The organism is Telluria sp. LT2P80 (genome assembly GCF_059685955.1).
In genome coordinates this window covers 1,115,130-1,134,950 of record NZ_JCASIO010000001.1, presented here as the reverse complement: position 1 = coordinate 1,134,950, position 19,821 = coordinate 1,115,130, and the positions used below count along the sequence as shown (strand labels likewise).

Sequence of the window (19,821 nt, the reverse complement as noted above, 5' to 3'; positions counted from 1 at the left end):
ATAAGGTTCAGCGCGCAGGCTGTTCGAGCGCCTGGCGCAGGAAGGTCAGCGAACGCACGGCGCCGCCTTCGTTGAGGTTCACGGTGTTGACCTGTTCGGCCAGGAAGTCGACCAGCATCCCCTGGCGGATCACGGCCGCTGCCGACAGCGGCGTGGCGGCCAGCTCCTGGTAGATCACGACGCTTTGCGCATCGGCCGTCATGCCAACCCAGGTCACGGGCAGCTTCTTGCCGTCCTTGTCGGCGAGCCAGAAGTGGCGCTCGACGTAGGTGCGCAGCACCGCCTGGTCTTCTGCGTCGCTCAGGTCGAACTGGCGCCCGTACAGATTGAGCAGCAGCGCGTCGATATCGTGCGCCGTGTAGGTGTGGACGATTTCCGTGCTCTCGGTGCGCGCGTTGTACGAGATGTCGGTCATGCCGAAGTGGAAGCGGTGCGCGCTGGCCGCAGCGCTGGCGCACAGCAGCAGCGCCAGGAGCAGCGATTTTAGTCCGCGCAGCGTCATTGGGCCGCCTTCGGTGCCGCGGTCGGTGCTGATTTTAATGGCGTGGCCGCGTCGCGCATCAGGTTGTTCGGATCGCGCTCGGTCTTGAACAGCTCCAGGCGCGACGGCGTCACCTTGCGTGGCCAGCTGTTGTTGCTGACATCGATGTCGGCCGTTTCCCAGTACGGGTCCTGGGTCAGGCCGACGATCGGTTCATCGGTGACGAACAGCTTCGTGATTTTTTTTGGCGAATAACGCCAGACTTCGGCCGGAATACGTTCGATCGTCTTTTGGCCGTTCTTGAAGGTCAGCTCGACGATCAGCGGCATCACGAGGCCACCGCGATTGGAAAAGTCGACCAGCGTCAGGTGCTTGCCTTCCTTGAGCAGCGCCTTTTCCCAGTCTTCCAGGTCGGCCGTCGTTTCGGCAAACTTGTTGCGGTCCTTGTTGGTGACGGTGAACTCGTCGTGTTCGTTGTAGAAGTCCTTCAGCTCGGGATGCGCATCGACGCGGCGGGGCATCCCCTGGTTGCGCTGGTCGGTCACCGACACCGGCTCGGCGGCGCGGCGCGCGCGCTGCCAGGCTTTTTCGACTTCCGGGTCCTTCGACGACACCGTGTATTCGCTGATGCCGTCGACGCTGATGTCCACCGCGTCGGTCGTGTAGAACCAGCCACGCCAGAACCAGTCGAGGTCCGTGCCTGATGCATCTTCCATCGTGCGGAAGAAGTCGGCCGGGGTGGGGCGCTTGAACTTCCAGCGCTCGGCGTATTCCTTGAATGCGAAGTCGAACAGCTCGCGTCCCAGCACCGTCTCGCGCAGGATGTTGAATGCGGTAGCCGGCTTGGCATACGCGTTGGCGCCGCGCTGCAGCGTCGACTCGGCATTCGTCATGATCGGCGCCTGGTTCGTGCTGCGCATGTAGTCGACGATGTCGCGTGGCTCGCCACGGCGCGCCGGATAGTTCTCTTCCCACGCCTGCTCGGCCAGGAACTGCAGGAAGCTGTTCATCCCTTCGTCCATCCAGGTCCACTGGCGCTCGTCCGAATTGACGATCATCGGGAAGTAGTTGTGGCCCACCTCGTGGATGATCACGCTGATCAGGCCATACTTGGCGGCCTGCGAGTAGGTCAGCTCACCGGTCTTGGCGTCCTTGACGGGGCGGCGGCCGTTAAACGACAGCATCGGGTATTCCATGCCGCCCACCGGGCCGTTGACCGAGATCGCCACCGGATACGGGTAGTCGAACGAGTACTTGTTGTACTGCTCGATCGTGTGGATCACGGCCGGCGTCGAGTACTTTTCCCACAGCGGGTTCGCTTCGGCCGGGTAGTACGACATCGCCATCACGTCCTGCTTGCCGCTCTTGATGCCCTGTGCATCCCAGATGAACTTGCGGCTCGACGCGAACGCGAAGTCGCGCACGTTCCTGGCGTTGAAGCGCCAGGTACGGTTGCTGGTGGCGCGCCCCTTTTCGGTCGCCTGCGCTTCGGCCTGCGACACGATCATCACGGGCTTGCCCGCCTTCTTCGCCTGCTGCAGGCGCTCGCGCTGGGTGCTGCTCAAGACCTCGCCCGCGTTCTGCAGCTCGCCCGTGGCGGCCACGATGTGGTCGCCCGGCACCGTGATCGCCACGTCGTAGTCGCCAAATTCCAGCGTGAATTCGCCGTCGCCCAGGTACTGCGCATTCTGCCAGCCGGCCGCGTCGTAGTAGGCGGCCATGCGCGGGAACCACTGCGCGATTTCGTAGATGTCGTTGCCATCCTTGAAGCGCTCGAAGCCCATGCGCCGGCCCAGCACGTTCATCTCGGGGATGTTGAAGCGCCAGGCCACGTTGAACGACACGCGCGCGCCGGGTTTCAATGGCTGCGGCAGGTCGATCCGCATCATCGTCTTGTTGATCGTGTGCGCCAGCGCGCGGCCGTCGCTGCCGGTCACACTCTGGATGTCGATGCCGCCGGCGAACTTGCCTGCCTCCAGCGTGAAGCGCAGCGCATCGAACTTCACGCCGTCGTTGCCCCTGGCCTGCCACGCGCTGCGCGATGGCAGCGTCGTGATCTTGCGGTTGTCCGAGTCGCTGCGGAACATGTTCTGGTCCAGCTGCACCCACAGGTACGACAGCGTGTCGGGCGAGTTGTTGTGGTACGTGACCGTGCCGGCGCCGCTGATCGCGCGACTGGCTTCGTCGAGCGTCACGCGCAGCTTGTAGTCGGCGCGCTGCTGCCAGTAGGCGTGGCCCGGTGCACCGGCCGCGTTACGCGTGACGCCGGGCGTCGGCAGCAGCTCGTCCAGCTGGCGGAACTTGTCGTCGAAGGCCGGACCGGCCGCGCCGGCGGTCATCGCAACGCCAAGGGTGAGGGTCGCGAAGGCCGCGTGCAGGTGAGGGATATTCATGATCGTAGTACCCAAAAAATGACATCGGGCGGATCGCTCCGCCCGGGTAATGAACCAACCGGATGCTGCGTTATTCCGCTGGCGTTGGCGCCGTCTCCGGCGCTGGCGTGCCTTGCGCATCCTTCGTCTTGAGCTTCGAATTGAAGTCACGCATCAGGTTGTTCGGATCGCGTTCGGTCTTGAACAGTTCGAGACGCGACGGCGTTGCCTTGCGTGGCCAGCTGTTGTTGCTGACGTCGACGTCGGCCGTTTCCCAGTTCGGGTCCTGCGTCAGGCCGACGATCGGTTCATCGGTGACGAACAGCTTCGTGATCTTGGTCGGCGAATAACGCCACACTTCGGCCGGGATGCGCTCGATGGTTTTCTGGCCGTTCTTCAGCGTCAGTTCCACGATCAGTGGCGTGACCAGGCCGCCCACGTTCGAGAAGTCCACCAGCGTCAGATGCTTGCCTTCCTTGAGCAGTGCCTTTTCCCAGTCTTCCAGCTCGGCCGTCGTTTCCGCGAACTTGTTGCGGTCCTTGTTGGTGACGGTGAACTCGTCGTTTTCGTTGTAGAAGTCCTTCAGTTCCGGGTGCGCATCGACGCGGCGTGGCATGCCCTTGTTGCGCTGGTCCGTGATCGACACCGGCTCGGCGGCGCGGCGTGCGCGCGCCATGGCTTTCTCGACTTCCGGATCCTTGGACGACACCGTGTACTCGGTGATCCCGTCAACGCTCACGTCCACCGCGTCGGTGGTGTAGAACCAGCCGCGCCAGAACCAGTCGAGGTCCGTGCCCGACGCGTCTTCCATCGTGCGGAAGAAGTCGGCCGGCGTCGGGCGCTTGAACTTCCAGCGTTCGGCGTATTCCTTGAACGCGAAGTCGAACAGTTCGCGGCCCAGTACCGTCTCGCGCAGGACGTTCAGCGCGGTGGCCGGCTTGGCATACGCGTTGTTACCGAACTGCAGGACCGATTCCGAGTTCGTCATGATCGGCACCTGGTTGGTGCTCTTCATGTAGGTGGTGATGGCGCGCGGATCGCCGCGGCCGCCCGGCCAGTTGGCTTCCCAGGCTTCCTGCGCCAGGAACTGCACGAACGAGTTCAGGCCTTCATCCATCCAGGTCCACTGGCGCTCGTCCGAATTGACGATCATCGGGAAGTAGTTGTGGCCGACTTCGTGGATGATCACGCCGATCAGGCCATACTTGGTGCGCTGCGAGTACGTCAGTTCGCCGGTCTTCTTGTCCTTGCTCGGACGCGGGCCGTTAAACGAAATCATCGGGTATTCCATGCCGCCCACCGGGCCGTTGACCGAGATCGCGGTCGGGTACGGGTAGTCGAACGAGTACTTGTTGTACTGCTCGATGGTGTGGATGATCGCCTGGGTCGAGTACTTCTCCCACAGCGGATTGCCTTCCTTCGGGTAGTACGACATCGCCAGCACGTCCTGCTTGCCGCTCTTGATCGCCTGTGCATCCCAGATGAACTTGCGGCTCGACGCGAACGCAAAGTCGCGCACGTTCTTGGCCTTGAAGTGCCAGGTTTTCATGGCCGTGCTACGGACCTTCTCGGCCGCTTCGGCTTCGGCCTGGGTCACGATGATGACCGGCTTTTTCGCGGTCTTTGCCTGTTGCAGGCGATCGCGCTGGGCCGCGGTCAACACCTCGCCGGGATTTTGCAGCTCGCCCGTGGAAGCGACGATGTGGTCACCCGGCACCGTGATGCGCACGTCGTAGTCGCCAAACTCCAGCGTGAATTCGCCCGAGCCCAGGAACTGCTTGTGCTGCCAGCCGTACACGTCGTAGTAGGCGGCCATGCGCGGGAACCACTGCGCGATTTCGAACAGGTCGTTCTTGTCGTCGAATTTCTCGTAGCCGGCGCGCCCGCCGAGCACCTTCTGCTCATTGATGTTGTAGCGCCAGTCGATACCGAAGGTCACCTTCGCGCCCGGTTTGAGTGGCTGCGGCAGGTCGATCCGCATCATCGTCTTGTTGATGGTGTATGGCAGCGGGCGACCGCCCGCATCCTTGACGGCCAGGATGTCGAAGCCGCCCGGGAAGGTGCGCCCCTCGAGCACGGTGCGCAGGGCATCGTATTTCAGGCCGGTGGTCTGGGTGCCGTTGGCCCATGCCTCGCGCGAAGGCAGGATGGCGCTCTGACGTGCATCCGAATCGGTCTTGTAGATGTTCTGGTCGAGCTGCACCCACAGGTATTTGAGGGTATCCGGGGAATTGTTGTGGTAGGTGACCGTGCCGGCGCCGGAGAGCGCGCGCTTGGCTTCATCGAGCGTGGTGCGGATCGTGTAATCGGCGCGTTGCTGCCAGTAGGCGTGGCCCGGGGCGCCGGAGGCGGTGCGGATCGTGCCTGGCGTCGGCAGCAGCTCATCGAGCTGGCGGAACTTGTCGTCGAACGGTGCTGCGGCAAACGATGATGCTGCGAGGCATAGAGCTGCTACGCCGATTGGCAAACGAAACATGATTCCCCTGGATTTGTTGTTGGAATATGACAGGAATTCTATCGTTGATATTCTTCAATTGCTTAACGTATTTGTAAAAATCCGGATACATGTGGCGCACGCCACACCAATGGCGCGCGCCTGCATGGTATTACCCGATCAGTACATGCTCACTGCATGTTGGCCACGCGTGCATACCCCCGTACCCACGTGCCCATGACGATCTGGCCATTGTCGGCATCCTGCTGGCGCAGCTCGATGTCGCGCGACAGGACAAACAGCACCTTGTCCGATTCGGCGTACAGCGGTTCCCACTGGCCACCCTGGTTGACCATCAGCTGGCCCTTGCGCTCGGCGATGTCGAAGTCCGGCGCGCCGTCCAGCTTGTAGCGGCCCACCAGCGTGCGCCGCGTTTCCGGCGCGAGCGCGACGGCCTTGCGCAGTTTGGTCTGGTTGCTGTTCCATTGGTACTCGTAGGCGATGGCGCGCATCAAACCTGCTGCCACGTCAATGCCATTGTCGCCGTTGGTCAGGATGACCGCGCCGCTGCCGTCAGCGACGGCAGCGTAGAACACCGCCTTGAAGCCCTGGTTGCTGCCACCGTGGCTGAAGCCCTTGCCTTGTTCCTGTATCTGCAAGCCCAGCGCATAGTCGTTCTTGACCGGCTGCAGCATCGTGCGTGTCATCGCGGGCGTGAGCACGCCGCTCGTCGTGCCCGCCGCGCCCTGCTGAATCGCGATCGCGAAGCGTGCCAGATCTTGCGGCGTGGTCCACAGGCCGGCGGCAGCCTGCTCGGGATAGGTGTAGGCGCCACCGGGGAAAGGCTTGCCGTTTTCGTCATGCGGCCGCGCGGCATTGGGCGCCAGAGCCGGCGGGAGCGGCTGGGCATAGGTGCTGGCGGTCATGCCCAGCGGCGCCAGCACCAGTTCGCGCAGGATCGCGTCGAACGGCTGGCCGGCGCGATCGATCATCGCCTGCTGCACCACGGTGTAGCCGCCGCCCGAGTAGCGAAAGGCCGACCCCGGCGCCGCACTGACCCGGATGGCCTTCGTGTTGGCGGGGCCGGCGCCATCGAGCACCTGCTGCAGCGTCGGCACGGTCTTGCCGGCAGCGTAGCCGGGAAAGCCCGAGACGCTCATGCCGCCGGTGTGCGACAGCAGCTGGCGCAGGCTGGGCGTGCCGTCACCCTTCGGCAGCGTCCAGCTGGTGAGCGCCTGGTCGATGCCGGCGTCCAGAGCGAGCTTGCCCTGTTCGACCATGCGCAGCGCCGCCATGGCCGACACGGGTTTGCTGAGGGAGGCTGCCTGGAACAGCGTCTGCGGCGTGACGGCCGGTCCGCCGGTCCAGGCCACGCCATAGCCGCGCGTCCAGGCCACCTTGCCGTCCTTGATCACGGCCACGCTCACGCCCGGCACGTTCAGCCGTTTCATTTCGTCGATGAGGGTCAGGGGCGCTACCGGCACATCGGCCAGGGCGACTTCCGGGCGCAGGCCGGACTCGATGCGGGCGATGGCGGCGCTGTCGTCGGCATATGCGCCGGCAGCGGCCAGCATTGCAATGCAGGCGGCGAGATAAACAACATGGGAGTGGCGGCGGGGCAGGGCGGAACGCATCTTCTTCTCCAGACATGGTTGCACAAATGGCAAACAGTATGGGTACCCGCAGTCAGGCCGGCAAGGACCGAAAGAAAGCTATGCCGCCGGCATGCTGAAGGTGAACGTGATGCGCCCGTCCGTTGAGGTGACGCCGATCGCGCCGTCGTGGCCGCGCGCGATCTCGTCGACAATGTACAGGCCGAGTCCCAGGCCTTCGTCGCCGGCGCGTGAGGTGGCGCGCCAGTAGGGCTTGAACAGCTGGGCGATGATGGTCTGGCTCAGGTCGGGGCCGGCGTTGCTCACGGCGAGCACGAAGCTGGCGCCGTCGACGCGCGCGTCCACGTGGATCGGCTCTCTGCTGTCGCCGTGCAGCAGCGCATTCTTGAGCAGATTCGACAGCAGTTGCGCGAGCCGCTGCGGATCGCTGCGCAGCGCGATGTCACGCGCGATGTCGGACCGGATCACGCGGTCGGGGTACACACCGCGCAGCTCGTCGACCACCTGGTCGAGCATCAGGTGGACGTCGGCGCTCTGGCACAGTTCGAGCGCCAGGCCCGAGCCCATGCGCCCGCGCGTGAAATCGACCACGTTGTCGACCAGGCCGGCCATGCGCATGGCGCTGCTGCGCATGCGTTCGACGATCTTGTCGGTGGCCGGATCGGTGCTGCGGCGCTTGAGCAGTTCGGCCCCGGTCAGGATGGCACTGAGCGGCGTGCGCAGGTCGTGGCCCAGCACCGCGATGAACTGTTCGCGCAGTTCGGCCGTTTCGCGTTCGGACAGCAAATCCGAGCGGGTGGCGCGCAGCGAGCGGTCGGTTTCGAGCTGGCGCGAAATAAGTTCGGCGAACAGCGTCAGCGCCGACATTGTGGCGCCATCGCTCAATGCCGCCGGCTCGGGATCCAGGCCGCACAGCGTGCCGAAGTAGTCGCCGTCGGGACGGAAGATGGGGATCGAAAAATAGCTCTGGAACCCGTACAGGCGCGGCGTGTGGTGGTCGCGGTACGAATCGCTGTCACGCACGCTGTCGATGACGATCGGCTCACGCGTCGCGCGCACTTCTTCGCACAGCGTGGTGGTGACGTCGAGCGGATCGCCTGCCTGCAGGCCGAACCCGAGTTCGTCGTGGACGGCGCAGGTGGTCCAGGTGGTGTCGGTGACGTGCGCGATGCAGACGAACCCCAGCCCGGTCATGGTCGCCACGGTTTCCAGTACGCGCGGTACGGCGGCAATGGCCTGGATTTCCCGGACATGCTGGGGGACGGTGTCTGGCATCATGGTAGCTCGGTGACTGAGGTCGAAATCATACCACCGGCCGCCGCGCGTGGTCCGGTTCAGGCCAGCCAGCGCCCGTCGGCATACACCTGCACGTCGCCCAGAAACACTGCATCGGTGACCGCGAACACGTCGATGTGAAAGCGCGCATCCTTGCGCTTGAAGCCCGGCTTCGTGTACACGCCATGCTTGGCCCCGAGCGACAGGTGGATGCCGCACATGCGCTCATATGTCCCGATATCGTCCACCCGCAGGTCGCGCGTGAAGGCGCGGTTCAGCCCGAAGCCCAGCTCGCGCACCCAGACTTCGCCTTCTTCGAGGCGGATGTTCTCGAGCACCTGCAGGAAGGCGGGTGTGGCGTTTTCTGTGCCGGTCACGCGGCCCGCTTCGATGATCAAGGTGACCGGTACGTCGGGATGGTTCGAGCGGTAATTGGTGTCGCCGAACACATGGATCTGGACCCGGCCATGCACGGCTTCGAGGTCTTGCGCTTCGGTGAACACTTCGCCGATCGGGAACTGGCCGCCAACGTTGTTCATCTCGCTGTAGTCGCCGATATTGAGCTTGGCCGGTTCGAAGGGCGAGGCAAACGTGAGCGTCTCGCCGCCGCCGACCACGCGGCCATGCGGGGCGCTATCGATCAGCGCCTTGAGCGCGCGCCCGGTGCCCCGGAAGTAGGCGGGGTCGTAGGCCAGCGCGTTGACATAGTGTTCGCCCTGGATGCCGGGCATGCGCGACAGGTGCACGTGCTCGATCACTTTCAGATCGAGCTTGAACAGCTCGACGCGAATGCGAAAGCCGTCGAGCCGGAAATTGGTCGACTGGACCAGCACCACCAGGTCGTGCGGGGCCATCGAGCGGAACGCCGCCAGCACCGCATCGGGCGTCACGCTGTCGAAGTCCACGAACGCGGCCTCGGGCAGATTGCGCCGGTAGCCCGCGAGCAGGGCCCGCGCCAGCGGCGTGCGCGTGTCGTACACGACCAGCGCCTTGTGCGCCGGGCCATGTTCGAGGGCGATCGACAGCACGGCCGCCAGGTGCGCGGTCGCGGCGTTCACCACGGTGGCGGGCAGGTCGTCGTCGGAAAGGAGGGGGGCGGCAGCGGTCATCGGCGCACAGGAAGGAAGAGGGAAGCGGCCATTATACGTTCCGGTGCACCGTGAGGGATCAGGCGGCGCTACCGGGCAAACAGCGCGACGCGAGGCCGTGCGGGGCGCTATCATGCGGCCTTCGATCACGATCAAGACAGCGGTTGGCAGGCCGTCTTTCGGCATGTACGGCAACAGCGAAATACGGGGCACCATGGCACACAACGATTCCTGCATCAATATCGGCTGCGGCCGCGCGTTTCCACAGCCGGTCGATTTTTGTCCGTGGTGCGGAACGGCGCAGGCGCCGCTCAACGCCGTGCCGGCGCCGCCGGTCGTGATGCCACCCGTGCTTCCCGTACCACCCGCGCCACCCGTGCCGCCGGCGCCAGTCATCGCGGCGCCAGTCGTTCAACCGCCGCCAGCGCCGAAGCCGATTCCGGCGCCGACGCCACCAGCACCACCAGCGCCGCCGGTGCCACCCGTGCGCGCTACCCCTCCACCACGCCACGCCGTCCCGACGCGCAGACCGATCCGCCTGCGCTGGTGGCTCATCGGCCTGGCCCTACTGTGGCTGGCCTGGATGCTGACCAAGCCGACCGCGGCCCGCATCGAGCGCCGCATGGCGTCAGCCATTGCCCTGGCCAAGGAGTGCAAGCCGAAGGAAGCGCAGGACGAGTTGATTGCGCTGCGCAAGACACGCGCGACGCCCGAGCAGCTGCGCCAGGTCCAGAGCGGGCTCAATACGGCGGCAGCGGCCTGCACGCGCGCCGAGCAGCGTCGCACCGCGTGGACCACCGCCAACAACGCCATCGAGCGGCTGCTGAATACGGGCAGCTTCGAACAGGCGCGCACCCGCCTTGCCACGTTTACCAAGCGCTGGGGTGAGGACGCGCGCACGCGCGAAGTCAAGGCGCGCATCGACGCCGGCCGGCGCGACCATCCGCTGGCAGATCCTTCGCGCTGAACCTGTAAGGACAGCGAGGCCGCCACGCCTTGTGTATCATCGAACGCGTTGAAATCAAGGAGCACAGCATGAACGCGACGATGACGAATACGCTGCTGGTGTCGGCAATGCTGCTGGCGCTGGCCGGCTGCGCGCGCGACGACGAAGGCAATGGCCCGGCCGAACGCATCGGCAAGGCGCTCGATCAGGCCACCGCCGGGGTGACCGATTCGGTCAAGGATGAAATCGCCCGCGCCGACGACGCCGTCGAGGATGCGCGCGACAAGGTGGGCAATGCGACAAAGGAAGCCAGCCGTGGCCTGGAGCGCGCCACCGAAGAAGTGGGCCGGTCGGTCGAACGTGCCGGCGAAGCGATGGGCAAATCGGTGGAGCGGGCCGGCCAGGAGATCCAGGAAAACGCTGGCAAGGACAAGGAAGACGACTGAGCGCCTGCCCTGCCGGCAGGCGCTAGGCGCTGGCGGCCCGCAGCATGTCCGGATCGCCGTACACGATGGCCATGTCGACCTGGCCCGAGCGCCAGGCGTGCTCCAGGTTCTGCTCGACCACATCCAGGTTCACACGCTCGCCATCGGCGAAACCGCGCACGCCGTAAGCACGGTTGCGGCCATGCGACTTGGCCATGTACAGGGCCATGTCCACCAGGTTGACCACGCGTTCCCAGGCCATGGCCTGCTTGCCGATGGCAAGCGGGAACGGCGCGAAACCGATCGACACGGTCACTGCAATCTCCACGCCGGCATGGTCGATGACGGTGGCGTTGATGCCGCCCAGGATGCGCGCGGCCACTTCATCCATCCGATGGCGCGGCACCGATGGCAGGAAAGCCAGGAACTCTTCGCCGCCCCAGCGCACGATCATGTCGGTCTCGCGCAGGATCTCGGCCAGGCTGGCCGAGATCGTGGTCAGCACTGTGTCGCCGGCCGCGTGGCCGTGGGTGTCGTTGATATGCTTGAAGTGGTCGACGTCGAGCAGGAACAGCGCGCCGACGCCGTCCGTCCCGGCCGCTGACGGCGTCGATGGGGGCAGCGCGCGCATGTACTCCAGGAAGTGACGGCGGTTGTACAGGCCCGTGAGCGGATCGCGCACGCTCTGCTGTTTCAGTTCCCAGTTCTTCGCGTGCAGCTGTGCGTTCGCATGGCGCACCTTGCGGTACAACAGACCCACCACGATCGCCGCCAGTGCGATCACGACGAGCACCAGCCACCAGACACGCTGCTGCAGGCGGCGGTTGTCGATCTCGGCCGATTTGATCGTGTTTTCGCTGCGCAGCAGTTCGATCTGGCGCTGCTTGCGTTCGGCCTCGTACTTCTCTTGCAGCTCGAGCATGGCCTGCTGGCGGCGCTTTTCAAACAGTTCGTTCGACAGCGTGCGCTCGCGGTGATAGGCCTTGAGTGCCCCTGGCATGTCGCCCACGCGCTCGAGCGCCAGGCCGTATTCCACCAGCGCGGTTTGCAGTTCGGGCTTGTCGCCAATTTCTTCATAGCCGGCGATACCGACCTCGATATGGCGCTTGCCCTCGACGAGGCGGCCGGTGGCCAGGAAGGCCTGGCCCAGGTTCAGGTGCGCGATCGCGTCGAGCCGGCGATCGTTCAGGGGTTTCAGCGCGTCGATTGCCTGCTGCGCATAGACGACGGCGTTGCGGTAGTCGCCCATCTTGAGATACCAGTCCGACAGGTTGACCAGGGTGCCGGCGATGCGATTGGTCGCGCCGATCTTGCGCTCGAGCGCGAGGCCTTCCTGCAGCGCGCGCAGGGCGCGCTCGTTCTGGCCGGTATCGATCGCTAGGCCATACTCGATCCGCTTGAGCAGCGCCGTACGTCCGGGCGAGTTGGCGCTGGCTGCGGCGGCATAGGCCTCGTCGAGCACGTCGAAACCTTTTTCGGGTTCGCGCATCTGGGTGTACAGGCGCGCCAGGGAATACAGCGCCATCACGATATGGACCGGATCGCCGTTTGAACGCGCCAGTGCGGCAGCGCCCTGCAGGCCCTGCAGGGCGCGCGGCAGATTGCCTTCCTCGGCATACGATTCACCCGACGAAATCGCGGCGCGCACGCGCAGGTCGATATCGTTCGTCGTGTTGGCCAGTTTCTCGGCCTCCCAGATCAGGCGGTGGGATTCACCCGGGCGGTGCTGCGCGAACGCAGCGTACCCCTGCATCAAAAGGCCCTTGGCCAGTGCGCCGGTGTGATCGTGCTGGCGGCCCAGGACAATGAGCTCGTTGGCCAGCGCGACTGCCTGCGCATGCTGGCCCATCCCGTGGCGGGCGGCGGCCAGCTGGTTCAGGAATTCGATCCGCTGCGGCAGCGGTGCCACGCGCGCCTGGTCCTCGATGGCTTCGAGCATCGGCAGGGCGCGTTCGGGGACGATGCGGTTGACTTCGCGGATCTCGGCCAGGCGCGTGTCGAGCGCCGGGCCGTCACCGGCGAGCGCGCAGGCCGACGCAACGCACAGTGACAAGGCCACGGCGTTGAATCGGGAGCGCGACAAGGCGCGATGCAGGATAGCGAACATGCCGTGGTTTCGTCGCACCGGGGAAGCCGGCGGAAGTTGGTTTGGAATATTATATTGCTGTTGCAAACAAGAAATTCAGTTTGTCGTGAAATGTCACAAAAATGACACAGCGGCATCGTTTCCAAGTGTCTCACGCGGCGCAGGCAAGCGTGCGTGCGCCGTCGGACCATCGACCTATACTGGCCGGACAATTATCCGGACAGAGGTCAGCCATGTGGACATCACCGTGGGTCAGGTGGGGCGTAGCACTGGGCTTTGCCCTGGGCGGTTTTTTCGACGGTATCCTGCTGCACCAGATCCTGCAATGGCACCATCTGTTCAGCCTCGTGCCCGGGATGGACGACCTGCGCCTGCAGGTGCTGTGGGATGGTTACTTCCACCTGCTGATGTACGTGGTCGCGCTCGTGGGCCTGGCGGGCCTGTGGCGCGCGCAGCGGCGCGGTGCGGTGCACTGGGGCCGGCCGCTGGCGGGCGCCATGCTGGCCGGCTTCGGATCCTGGCACGCGATCGATGCGCTGCTGTCGCACTGGCTGCTGGGCATCCACCGCATCCGCGTCGACAGTCCCGATCCGCTGCTGTGGGACCTGGCCTGGCTGGTCGTGTTCGGCATCGCGCCGCTGTTGCTGGGCCTGCGCTGGCTGCGTCGGCCGGGCGCTGGTGGCACCGGCGCGCGCGGCTCGGTGGCCGGCCTGGTGCTGCTGGCTGCCGGCAGCGCGGCCCTCGGTGGCTGGGCGCTCGTGCCGCCGCCCGGCCAGAACCTCACCACGGTCGTGTTTCATCCGGGCGCCGGACCGCGCGAGGTGTTCGCCGCGCTCGACGCCGTCGACGGGCGCCTGGTCTGGAGCGACCGCGCGATGGGCGTGGTCGTGATGGCCATCCCGGCCCGGCACCACCTGACCCTGTACCGGCACGGCGCGCTGCTGGTGAGCGGGGCGGGCGCGCCAGGCGGCTGCGTCAACTGGAGCCGGCCCTGAGCCGGCCCTGAGCCTGGCCCGCCGCGAATACCCTACAGCGCGATCTGCTGCAGCAGATACAGGCGCTGGTACAGGCCGCCCTCGATGCGCATCAGTTCTTCGTGCGGCCCGGCCTCGGTGATCTTGCCGTGGTTGAGCACGATGATGCGGTCAGCGTCGCGGATCGTCGACAGGCGGTGCGCGATGGCGATGATGGTCACCTTGCCGCGCAGTTCTTCGAGTGCCTGTTGCACCACCTGTTCGGTGGCGCTGTCGATGCGCGACGTCGCTTCGTCGAGCAGCAGGATGCGCGGCTCGCCCGCCAGTGCGCGGGCAATCGCGATCAGCTGCTTCTGGCCCGACGACAGGCGCGAGCCGCCTTCGCCCAGCTGCGTGTCGTAACCCTGTTCGAGCGCGCTGATGAAATCGTGCGCATGCGCCGCGCGCGCTGCATCCATCAGGCGTTCGAGCGGCAGGCCGCGGCCCATGTCGATGTTTTCGCGCGCGCTGGCAGCCAGGATGAACGGGTCTTGCGGCACCAGGCCCACTTCGTTGCGAAAGCGCTCGTTGCCGATCTTCGCCAGCGGCACGCCGCCGATGTCGATGCTGCCCTGTTCGACGACGTAGTAGCGCAGCAGCAGCGACAGCAGCGTCGACTTGCCGCTGCCCGTGTGGCCGACGATGCCGAAGAACGCGCCTTGCGGGACGTCCAGCGACAGGTCGTGCAGCACCGGCTGGCCGGGCACGTACGCAAATTCGACGTTACGCACACTGACTGCCGGAGCATCGGGCGAGAACGCGTTCTGGCCATGGATGCGGTCCACGTCGTGTTCGGGCGCGCCGGCTTCGTCGAGCAGCGTGTTTACGCGCGCGGCCGCGACCACCGCCTGCTGCAGGCCGCTGAACTGCATCGTGATCTGGATGAGCGGCTCGACCACGCGCGCGATGTAGCTGACGAACGCATACAGCACGCCCACTTCGACCGCGCCGATCTCGCGCTGGCCAAAGGCGAAGATCACCAGCGCCAGCAGCGCCACGTTGAGCAGGTCAAGCGCAGGGCGCAGCAGGAAGGCGTTGGCGCGCAGTTCGGCCAGGCGCGCCGTGTAGTGGGTGCGGTTGGTGACCAGGAAGCGTTCGCCGAAGCGCAGTTCGGCATTGCTGGCCTGCAGGACGGTCATGCCGCCGATCGACTCGGCCATCTGCGCATTGATGTCGCTGCGCAGGGCGCGCGCACGGGTAACGGCCGGCGCCGACAGGCGCTGATACAGCCAGACGATGCCGACCACCGCCGGCACCAGCAACAGCACGATCAGCATCAGGCGCCAGTCGAGCCAGGCCATCGCGACCATCGTGCCAATCAGGACGATCGAGTTATCGAGCATGACGTACAAAACCTGGATGTAGAGCGTCTTGACGGCCTCGGTGTCGTTGGTCACGCGGCTGACAAGCTGACCGGTGATGGCGCGGTCGAAGAAGGCCATCGGCAGGCGCAGCACATGGCCATAGACCCATTCGCGCAGGCGCTGCACCGAGCGCATCGCCACGCCGGACAGGCGGATCAGCTGCAGGTAGCGCACCCAGCTCGACACCCAGCCGGTGACCACCAGGCCGCCCAGGAGCAGGGCCATCTGCGGCCAGTCGAGATTGCGCGGGAGCAGGTGGTCGTCGATCAGCGCCTTGCCCAGCAGCGGGCCGACCACTTCGAAGGCCGCCGCCAGGATCAGCCACAGCGTGGCGATGATCAGGTGGCGCTGTTCGGGCGCGGCGGCGCGGCGCAGCAGGCGCGTGGCCAGTTTGGCCTGGTCGCGCATGACGCCTCGTTCCAGGCTGTTATCGGTCGTGGGCGGCGGCGTGGTGGTGGATGCGTCGGCCGTGTCCAGCGTTGCTTCAGGTTGCGTCAAGGCTGGCCTCCAGTTGTTGATAGCGCCACTGGCTGGCGTACCAGCCGTCCAGCAGCAAGAGTTCGTCGTGCGTGCCGGCTTCGATCACGCGCCCGGCGCGCAGCACCACGATGTGATCGGCCCCGACCACGGCCGACAGGCGGTGGCTGGCGATGATGGCGGCGCGCTCGGGCCGCGCACGGCGCAGTTCGGCCAGGTGTTCGAGGATGCGTGTTTCGGTGCCGGTGTCCACTGCCGACAGCGCGTCGTCGAGCAGCAGCAGCGGATTGTCGGCCAGCAGCGCACGGGCAATCGCCACGCGCTGGCGCTGGCCGCCCGAGAGCGTGATGCCTTTTTCGCCGACCGGCGTGTCGTAGCCATACGGGAAGCGCAGGATGTCGTCGTGGATGGCCGCCATGCGCGCCGCGTCTTCGATCTCGGCGCGCGTGGCGTCAGGCCGGGCCAGCGCGATGTTCTCGGCAATCGTGGACGAGAACAAAAATGACTCTTGCGGCACCCAGCTGGTGGCGCTGCGCAGGGCGCTCAGGCGATAGGCGTCGAGCGGCTGCCCGGCCCAGCGCACCTGGCCCTGTTGCGGCGTCGCCTGGCGCAGCAACACGCGCAGCAGCGTCGATTTGCCGGAGCCGGTCGGGCCGACGAGACCCAGCGTCTGGCCGGGTTCGAGCGTGACGGATACGCCGTTCAATGCGGGGGCCTGCGCCGTGTCGTCAGCGGCCGCGCCGTCTTGGCCGGCGCCGTTCACGCCATACGTGAACGTGACGCCTTCGAGCACCAGCGGGCCCTGGCCCACCTGGTCGATGGTGCCGGCGTCTTCGACCGACAGCGGCGCCTCGAGCAGCGGCTGCAGGCGCGCCATGCCGGCGCGGCCCCGTTCGATCAGGGTGACCACCCAGCCGGCGGCGAACATGGGCCAGATCAGCTGGCCCAGGTACATCGTGAAGCTGGTCAGCGCGCCGACCGTCAGCTCGTTCTGCCAGACGAGATAGCCGCCCAGGCCCAGCGTCAGGCCGGTGGCGGCAGTCAGCGCCAGGCCAACGGCCGGCTCGTAGGCCGCTTCCCATTTCTGCGCGGTGAGGCTGGCCTCGGCCGCGTTGGCGGTCAGCACGCCAAACTGAGTGCTGCTGCGCGCTTCGAGGCCCAGGGCGCGCAGCGTGCGCACGCCCGACAGCGACTCCTGCACATGGTCGTTCAGCTTCGAGAAACCCTTGAGCGCATCCCCCTCGGCCTTCTGGATATGGGTCGAGATGTACCAGAACGCGAGTCCCATCAGCGGGAACGGCAGCAGCGCGACCAGTGCCAGGCGCCAGTCCACGCCCAGCGTCATGATCCCGAGGACCATCACCAGCGTGAGCGTGCCGTCGAACGCGGCCAGCAGGGCTTCGCCGGCGGCCATCTCGATGGCGTCGATATCGTTGGTGGCCAGCGCCATCAGGTCGCCGGTGCGCTGGCGCTGGTAGAAGGCGGGGCCTTGCGCGGCCAGGCGCGCGTACAGGCGCGTGCGCAGCTCGACACCGAGCTGGTAGGCCGCCGAATACAGGCGGATGCGCCAGCACACGCGCAGCACGTAGATGGCCACGCCCAGACCGAGAACCTGGGCGATGCCGAGCAGGAGGTCCTGCTCGCCGAGGCGGTTGTTGGCGAGTGCGTCGACCAGTGCGCCGACCTTGCGGGGGATGAGAACCGTGCAGATCGCGACGCCGACGAGCATCACGGCCGACGAGGCATAGGACTGCCAATGACGGCGCACGAAGCCGCCGATCAGCCTGGACAAACTCATTCGAATTCCTTGCGGTTGCGCCCGAAAAAAAAGCGGGCCAGAGCCCGCTAGTGTAGTCGTTTTGCCTAGTTGGCGCAGCGCGGGGCCGTGGTGGCCGCTTGTCTACTGCCGTCCTGGCTGTGGCGTCAGGTGCCCGTTACTTGCGGCGCCGGCGTGGCGTGGCCGCCGTGGCAGGGGCGTCCGGGTCGCGTCGCTCGATCGGCGCGGCCGCTGGCGCCGGTGGCGTTGCGGCCAGGACGGCGCCGTTGCCGGCAGCCTGGGCGATCGGGGTGGGCTTGGCCGCCGCAGGGCTGGACAGCACATTGAGCGCGGCGTCATCGGGTGCTGGTTCCTGCAGCATGCTGGCCACGGCTTCGATCGTCGGGGCAGGCTGGGGCGCCGCCTCTGCCTGTGGCGCTGCTTCGGCGTCCGGCTCGGGCGCTTCGGCAACCGACGCCGGGGCGACGGCGACGGGTTCCGGCGTTGGCGCCGCTGCAACCGCATCGATCGTGCGCTCGGCTACTGCCTGCACGGTGTCGGCGGTGGCCTTGCCGGCATCGACGACGGCCTGCGTCATCTCGGCGACCGGTGCCATCTCGGTGACCGGTGCCATCTCGGCGACCGGCGCCGGTGCCGGCGTTGCGCTGCGCAGCAGGAATGGCTGGGCGCCGACAGCGATACCGAGCAATTCGCGGCTGTACGCAAACAGGCTGTGGACCTGTTCTTCGGCATGGCTGCGCAGCACGGCGAGGTCACGCGCATCGCGTGCACCGATCAGCTGGCGGGCTGTCTGCGCCGAGCGCTCGAGGACTTCCTGGGACGTGGTCAGATTGAGCGCCGTGATGCGGCTGGCGCTGTCGATTGCCTGGGTGGCCAGTGCATTGAGCACCGTGAGTTGGGCATTCATCGGTGCAGTCAGGTAATTGTTGGGTGCTGCGGACAACTGCTCGGAGAGTGAGGTCATGAAGTTTCCTATCTATCAAGTATGGCGCGCTGCAATAAAGTCAGTGTACCCACGATTGTTGGCCGGTGCAATGAACGTTGGTCGCTTATTCGGCGCGGATGATATTGCGTTGCAGCATTGCCATACGGTTGTGCCACAGTTGCTACAATCGGACAACCACTCAATGGAGTCACCATGGACCTCGTGATCCGCAACACCACGCTGCCCGATGGCCGTACCGGCATCGACATCGGCATTCTGGACGGCCGCATCGCGGCGCTGGCGCCGCAGCTGGCCGCGCGGGGCGTGCGCGAAATCGACGCAGCCGGCGACCTGGTCAGCCCGCCGTTCGTCGATGCGCACTTCCATATGGATGCCACGCTGAGCTACGGCCTGCCGCGCGTCAACCAGAGCGGCACATTGCTGGAAGGGATCGCGCTGTGGGGCGAACTGAAACCGCAGCTGAGCCAGGATGCGCTGATCGAGCGCGCGTTGCGTTATTGCGACTGGGCGGTGGCGCGTGGCCTGCTGGCGATCCGCACCCACGTGGACGTCTGCGATGACCGGCTGCTGGCGGTCGAGGCGCTGCTGGAAGTCAAGCGCCGCGTTGCGCCGTATCTCGACCTGCAACTGGTCGCGTTTCCGCAAGACGGCCTGCTGCGCAGCGCCAATGCGTTCGAGAACCTGAAGCGCTCGATCGACATGGGCGTGGATGTCGTCGGCGGCATTCCCCACTTCGAGCGTACGATGGCGCAGGGCGCCGAATCCGTCAGGCTGCTGTGCGAATTCGCGGCCGAGCGGGGCCTGCGCGTGGACATGCACTGCGACGAGAGCGACGATCCGATGTCGCGCCATATCGAAACGCTGGCCTATGAAACGCAGCGCCTGGGGATGCAGGGCAGGGTGGCCGGCTCGCACCTGACATCGATGCATTCGATGGACAATTATTATGTGAGCAAGCTGATTCCGCTGATCGCCGAGAGCGGCGTGGCGGCCATCGCCAATCCGCTCATCAACATCACGCTGCAAGGCCGCAACGACACCTACCCGAAGCGGCGCGGCATGACGCGCGTGCCCGAGCTGATGGCAGCGGGCGTCGACGTCGCCTTCGGCCACGATTGCGTGCTCGATCCGTGGTACGGGATGGGCTCGGGCGACATGCTCGAGGTAGCGCACATGGGCCTGCACGTCGCGCAGATGACGGGCCTCGAAGCGATGCAGTCGTGCTTCACCGCCATCACCGAGACGCCCGCGCGCATCCTCGGGCTCGATGGCTACGGCCTGGCGCCGGGCTGTCACGCCGATCTGGTCATCCTCGACGCCGGCTCGACGGTGGAAGCGATCCGCCTGCGCGCTCCGCGCCGCTTCGTGTTGCGGCGCGGACAGGTCGTGGCCGAAGCGCCAGCGGCCGCCAGCCGTCTGCATCTGCCGGGCCGGCCCGACAGCGCCGACTTCCGCCTCGGCCGTGGCTAAACTGTCAATATAGCGCGTGATAATTCGTGTATTTTCAGGCAAAATAGCGGACCG

At 66.0% G+C, this 19,821-nt stretch carries 14 protein-coding genes; 4 read left to right on the top strand and 10 right to left on the bottom strand.

Features of this window, described 5'->3' with window-relative positions; genetic code table 11:
* Window positions 1-7: 7 nt before the first annotated feature.
* The 6 genes from AC56LW_RS04985 to AC56LW_RS04960 all read right to left on the bottom strand — a co-directional run bounded on the left by AC56LW_RS04985 (window position 8) and on the right by AC56LW_RS04960 (window position 9,284).
* Window positions 8-502, bottom strand: a complete 495-nt coding sequence (locus AC56LW_RS04985; protein ID WP_499632225.1) for a DUF6702 family protein — start codon at window positions 500-502, stop codon at window positions 8-10.
* Window positions 499-2,874 (bottom strand): M1 family metallopeptidase, encoded by a 2,376-nt coding sequence (locus AC56LW_RS04980; protein WP_499632222.1) that lies wholly within the window; start codon window positions 2,872-2,874, stop codon window positions 499-501. The genes AC56LW_RS04985 and AC56LW_RS04980 overlap by 4 nt, the downstream gene beginning before the upstream one ends.
* Window positions 2,875-2,944: 70 nt before the next feature.
* Window positions 2,945-5,329: a M1 family metallopeptidase gene (locus tag AC56LW_RS04975; protein ID WP_499632219.1), complete on the bottom strand. Its 2,385-nt coding sequence runs from the start codon at window positions 5,327-5,329 to the stop codon at window positions 2,945-2,947.
* A gap of 149 nt (window positions 5,330-5,478) precedes the next feature.
* Window positions 5,479-6,921, bottom strand: a complete 1,443-nt coding sequence (locus AC56LW_RS04970) for a serine hydrolase domain-containing protein (protein WP_499632216.1) — start codon at window positions 6,919-6,921, stop codon at window positions 5,479-5,481.
* A gap of 78 nt (window positions 6,922-6,999) precedes the next feature.
* On the bottom strand, window positions 7,000-8,178 hold the full coding sequence (locus AC56LW_RS04965) for a sensor histidine kinase (protein WP_499632213.1): 1,179 nt from the start codon (window positions 8,176-8,178) through the stop codon (window positions 7,000-7,002).
* Between the two features lie 56 nt (window positions 8,179-8,234).
* Window positions 8,235-9,284 (bottom strand): hypothetical protein, encoded by a 1,050-nt coding sequence (locus tag AC56LW_RS04960; protein WP_499632210.1) that lies wholly within the window; start codon window positions 9,282-9,284, stop codon window positions 8,235-8,237.
* Between the two features lie 193 nt (window positions 9,285-9,477).
* Here AC56LW_RS04960 and AC56LW_RS04955 point away from each other — a divergent pair, with 193 nt between their 5' ends.
* Both AC56LW_RS04955 and AC56LW_RS04950 read left to right on the top strand, forming a co-directional pair.
* On the top strand, window positions 9,478-10,230 hold the full coding sequence (locus AC56LW_RS04955; protein ID WP_499632208.1) for a hypothetical protein: 753 nt from the start codon (window positions 9,478-9,480) through the stop codon (window positions 10,228-10,230).
* Between the two features lie 68 nt (window positions 10,231-10,298).
* Complete coding sequence (locus tag AC56LW_RS04950) at window positions 10,299-10,655, top strand: hypothetical protein (protein WP_499632205.1); 357 nt, start codon at window positions 10,299-10,301, stop codon at window positions 10,653-10,655.
* Window positions 10,656-10,677: 22 nt separating this feature from the next.
* Here AC56LW_RS04950 and AC56LW_RS04945 read toward each other — a convergent pair whose 3' ends face one another.
* Window positions 10,678-12,741 (bottom strand): tetratricopeptide repeat-containing diguanylate cyclase, encoded by a 2,064-nt coding sequence (locus AC56LW_RS04945; protein WP_499632202.1) that lies wholly within the window; start codon window positions 12,739-12,741, stop codon window positions 10,678-10,680.
* A gap of 212 nt (window positions 12,742-12,953) precedes the next feature.
* Here AC56LW_RS04945 and AC56LW_RS04940 point away from each other — a divergent pair, with 212 nt between their 5' ends.
* Window positions 12,954-13,715, top strand: a complete 762-nt coding sequence (locus AC56LW_RS04940) for a DUF2243 domain-containing protein (RefSeq protein WP_499632199.1) — start codon at window positions 12,954-12,956, stop codon at window positions 13,713-13,715.
* 32 nt (window positions 13,716-13,747) lie between these two features.
* Here AC56LW_RS04940 and AC56LW_RS04935 read toward each other — a convergent pair whose 3' ends face one another.
* The 3 genes from AC56LW_RS04935 to AC56LW_RS04925 all read right to left on the bottom strand — a co-directional run bounded on the left by AC56LW_RS04935 (window position 13,748) and on the right by AC56LW_RS04925 (window position 18,315).
* Window positions 13,748-15,505, bottom strand: coding sequence for an ABC transporter ATP-binding protein (locus AC56LW_RS04935; protein ID WP_499632896.1), 1,758 nt, complete (start codon window positions 15,503-15,505; stop codon window positions 13,748-13,750).
* A gap of 76 nt (window positions 15,506-15,581) precedes the next feature.
* Window positions 15,582-17,372: an ABC transporter ATP-binding protein gene (locus AC56LW_RS04930; protein WP_499632196.1), complete on the bottom strand. Its 1,791-nt coding sequence runs from the start codon at window positions 17,370-17,372 to the stop codon at window positions 15,582-15,584.
* 136 nt (window positions 17,373-17,508) lie between these two features.
* The gene (locus AC56LW_RS04925) at window positions 17,509-18,315 is read right to left on the bottom strand and encodes a phasin family protein (RefSeq protein WP_332533113.1); all 807 of its coding nucleotides are present in this window, start codon (window positions 18,313-18,315) and stop codon (window positions 17,509-17,511) included.
* Between the two features lie 174 nt (window positions 18,316-18,489).
* On the opposite strand from AC56LW_RS04925, the gene AC56LW_RS04920 reads away from it, so the two are divergent.
* Window positions 18,490-19,767, top strand: coding sequence for an amidohydrolase family protein (locus AC56LW_RS04920; RefSeq protein WP_332533112.1), 1,278 nt, complete (start codon window positions 18,490-18,492; stop codon window positions 19,765-19,767).
* Window positions 19,768-19,821 lie beyond the last annotated feature (54 nt).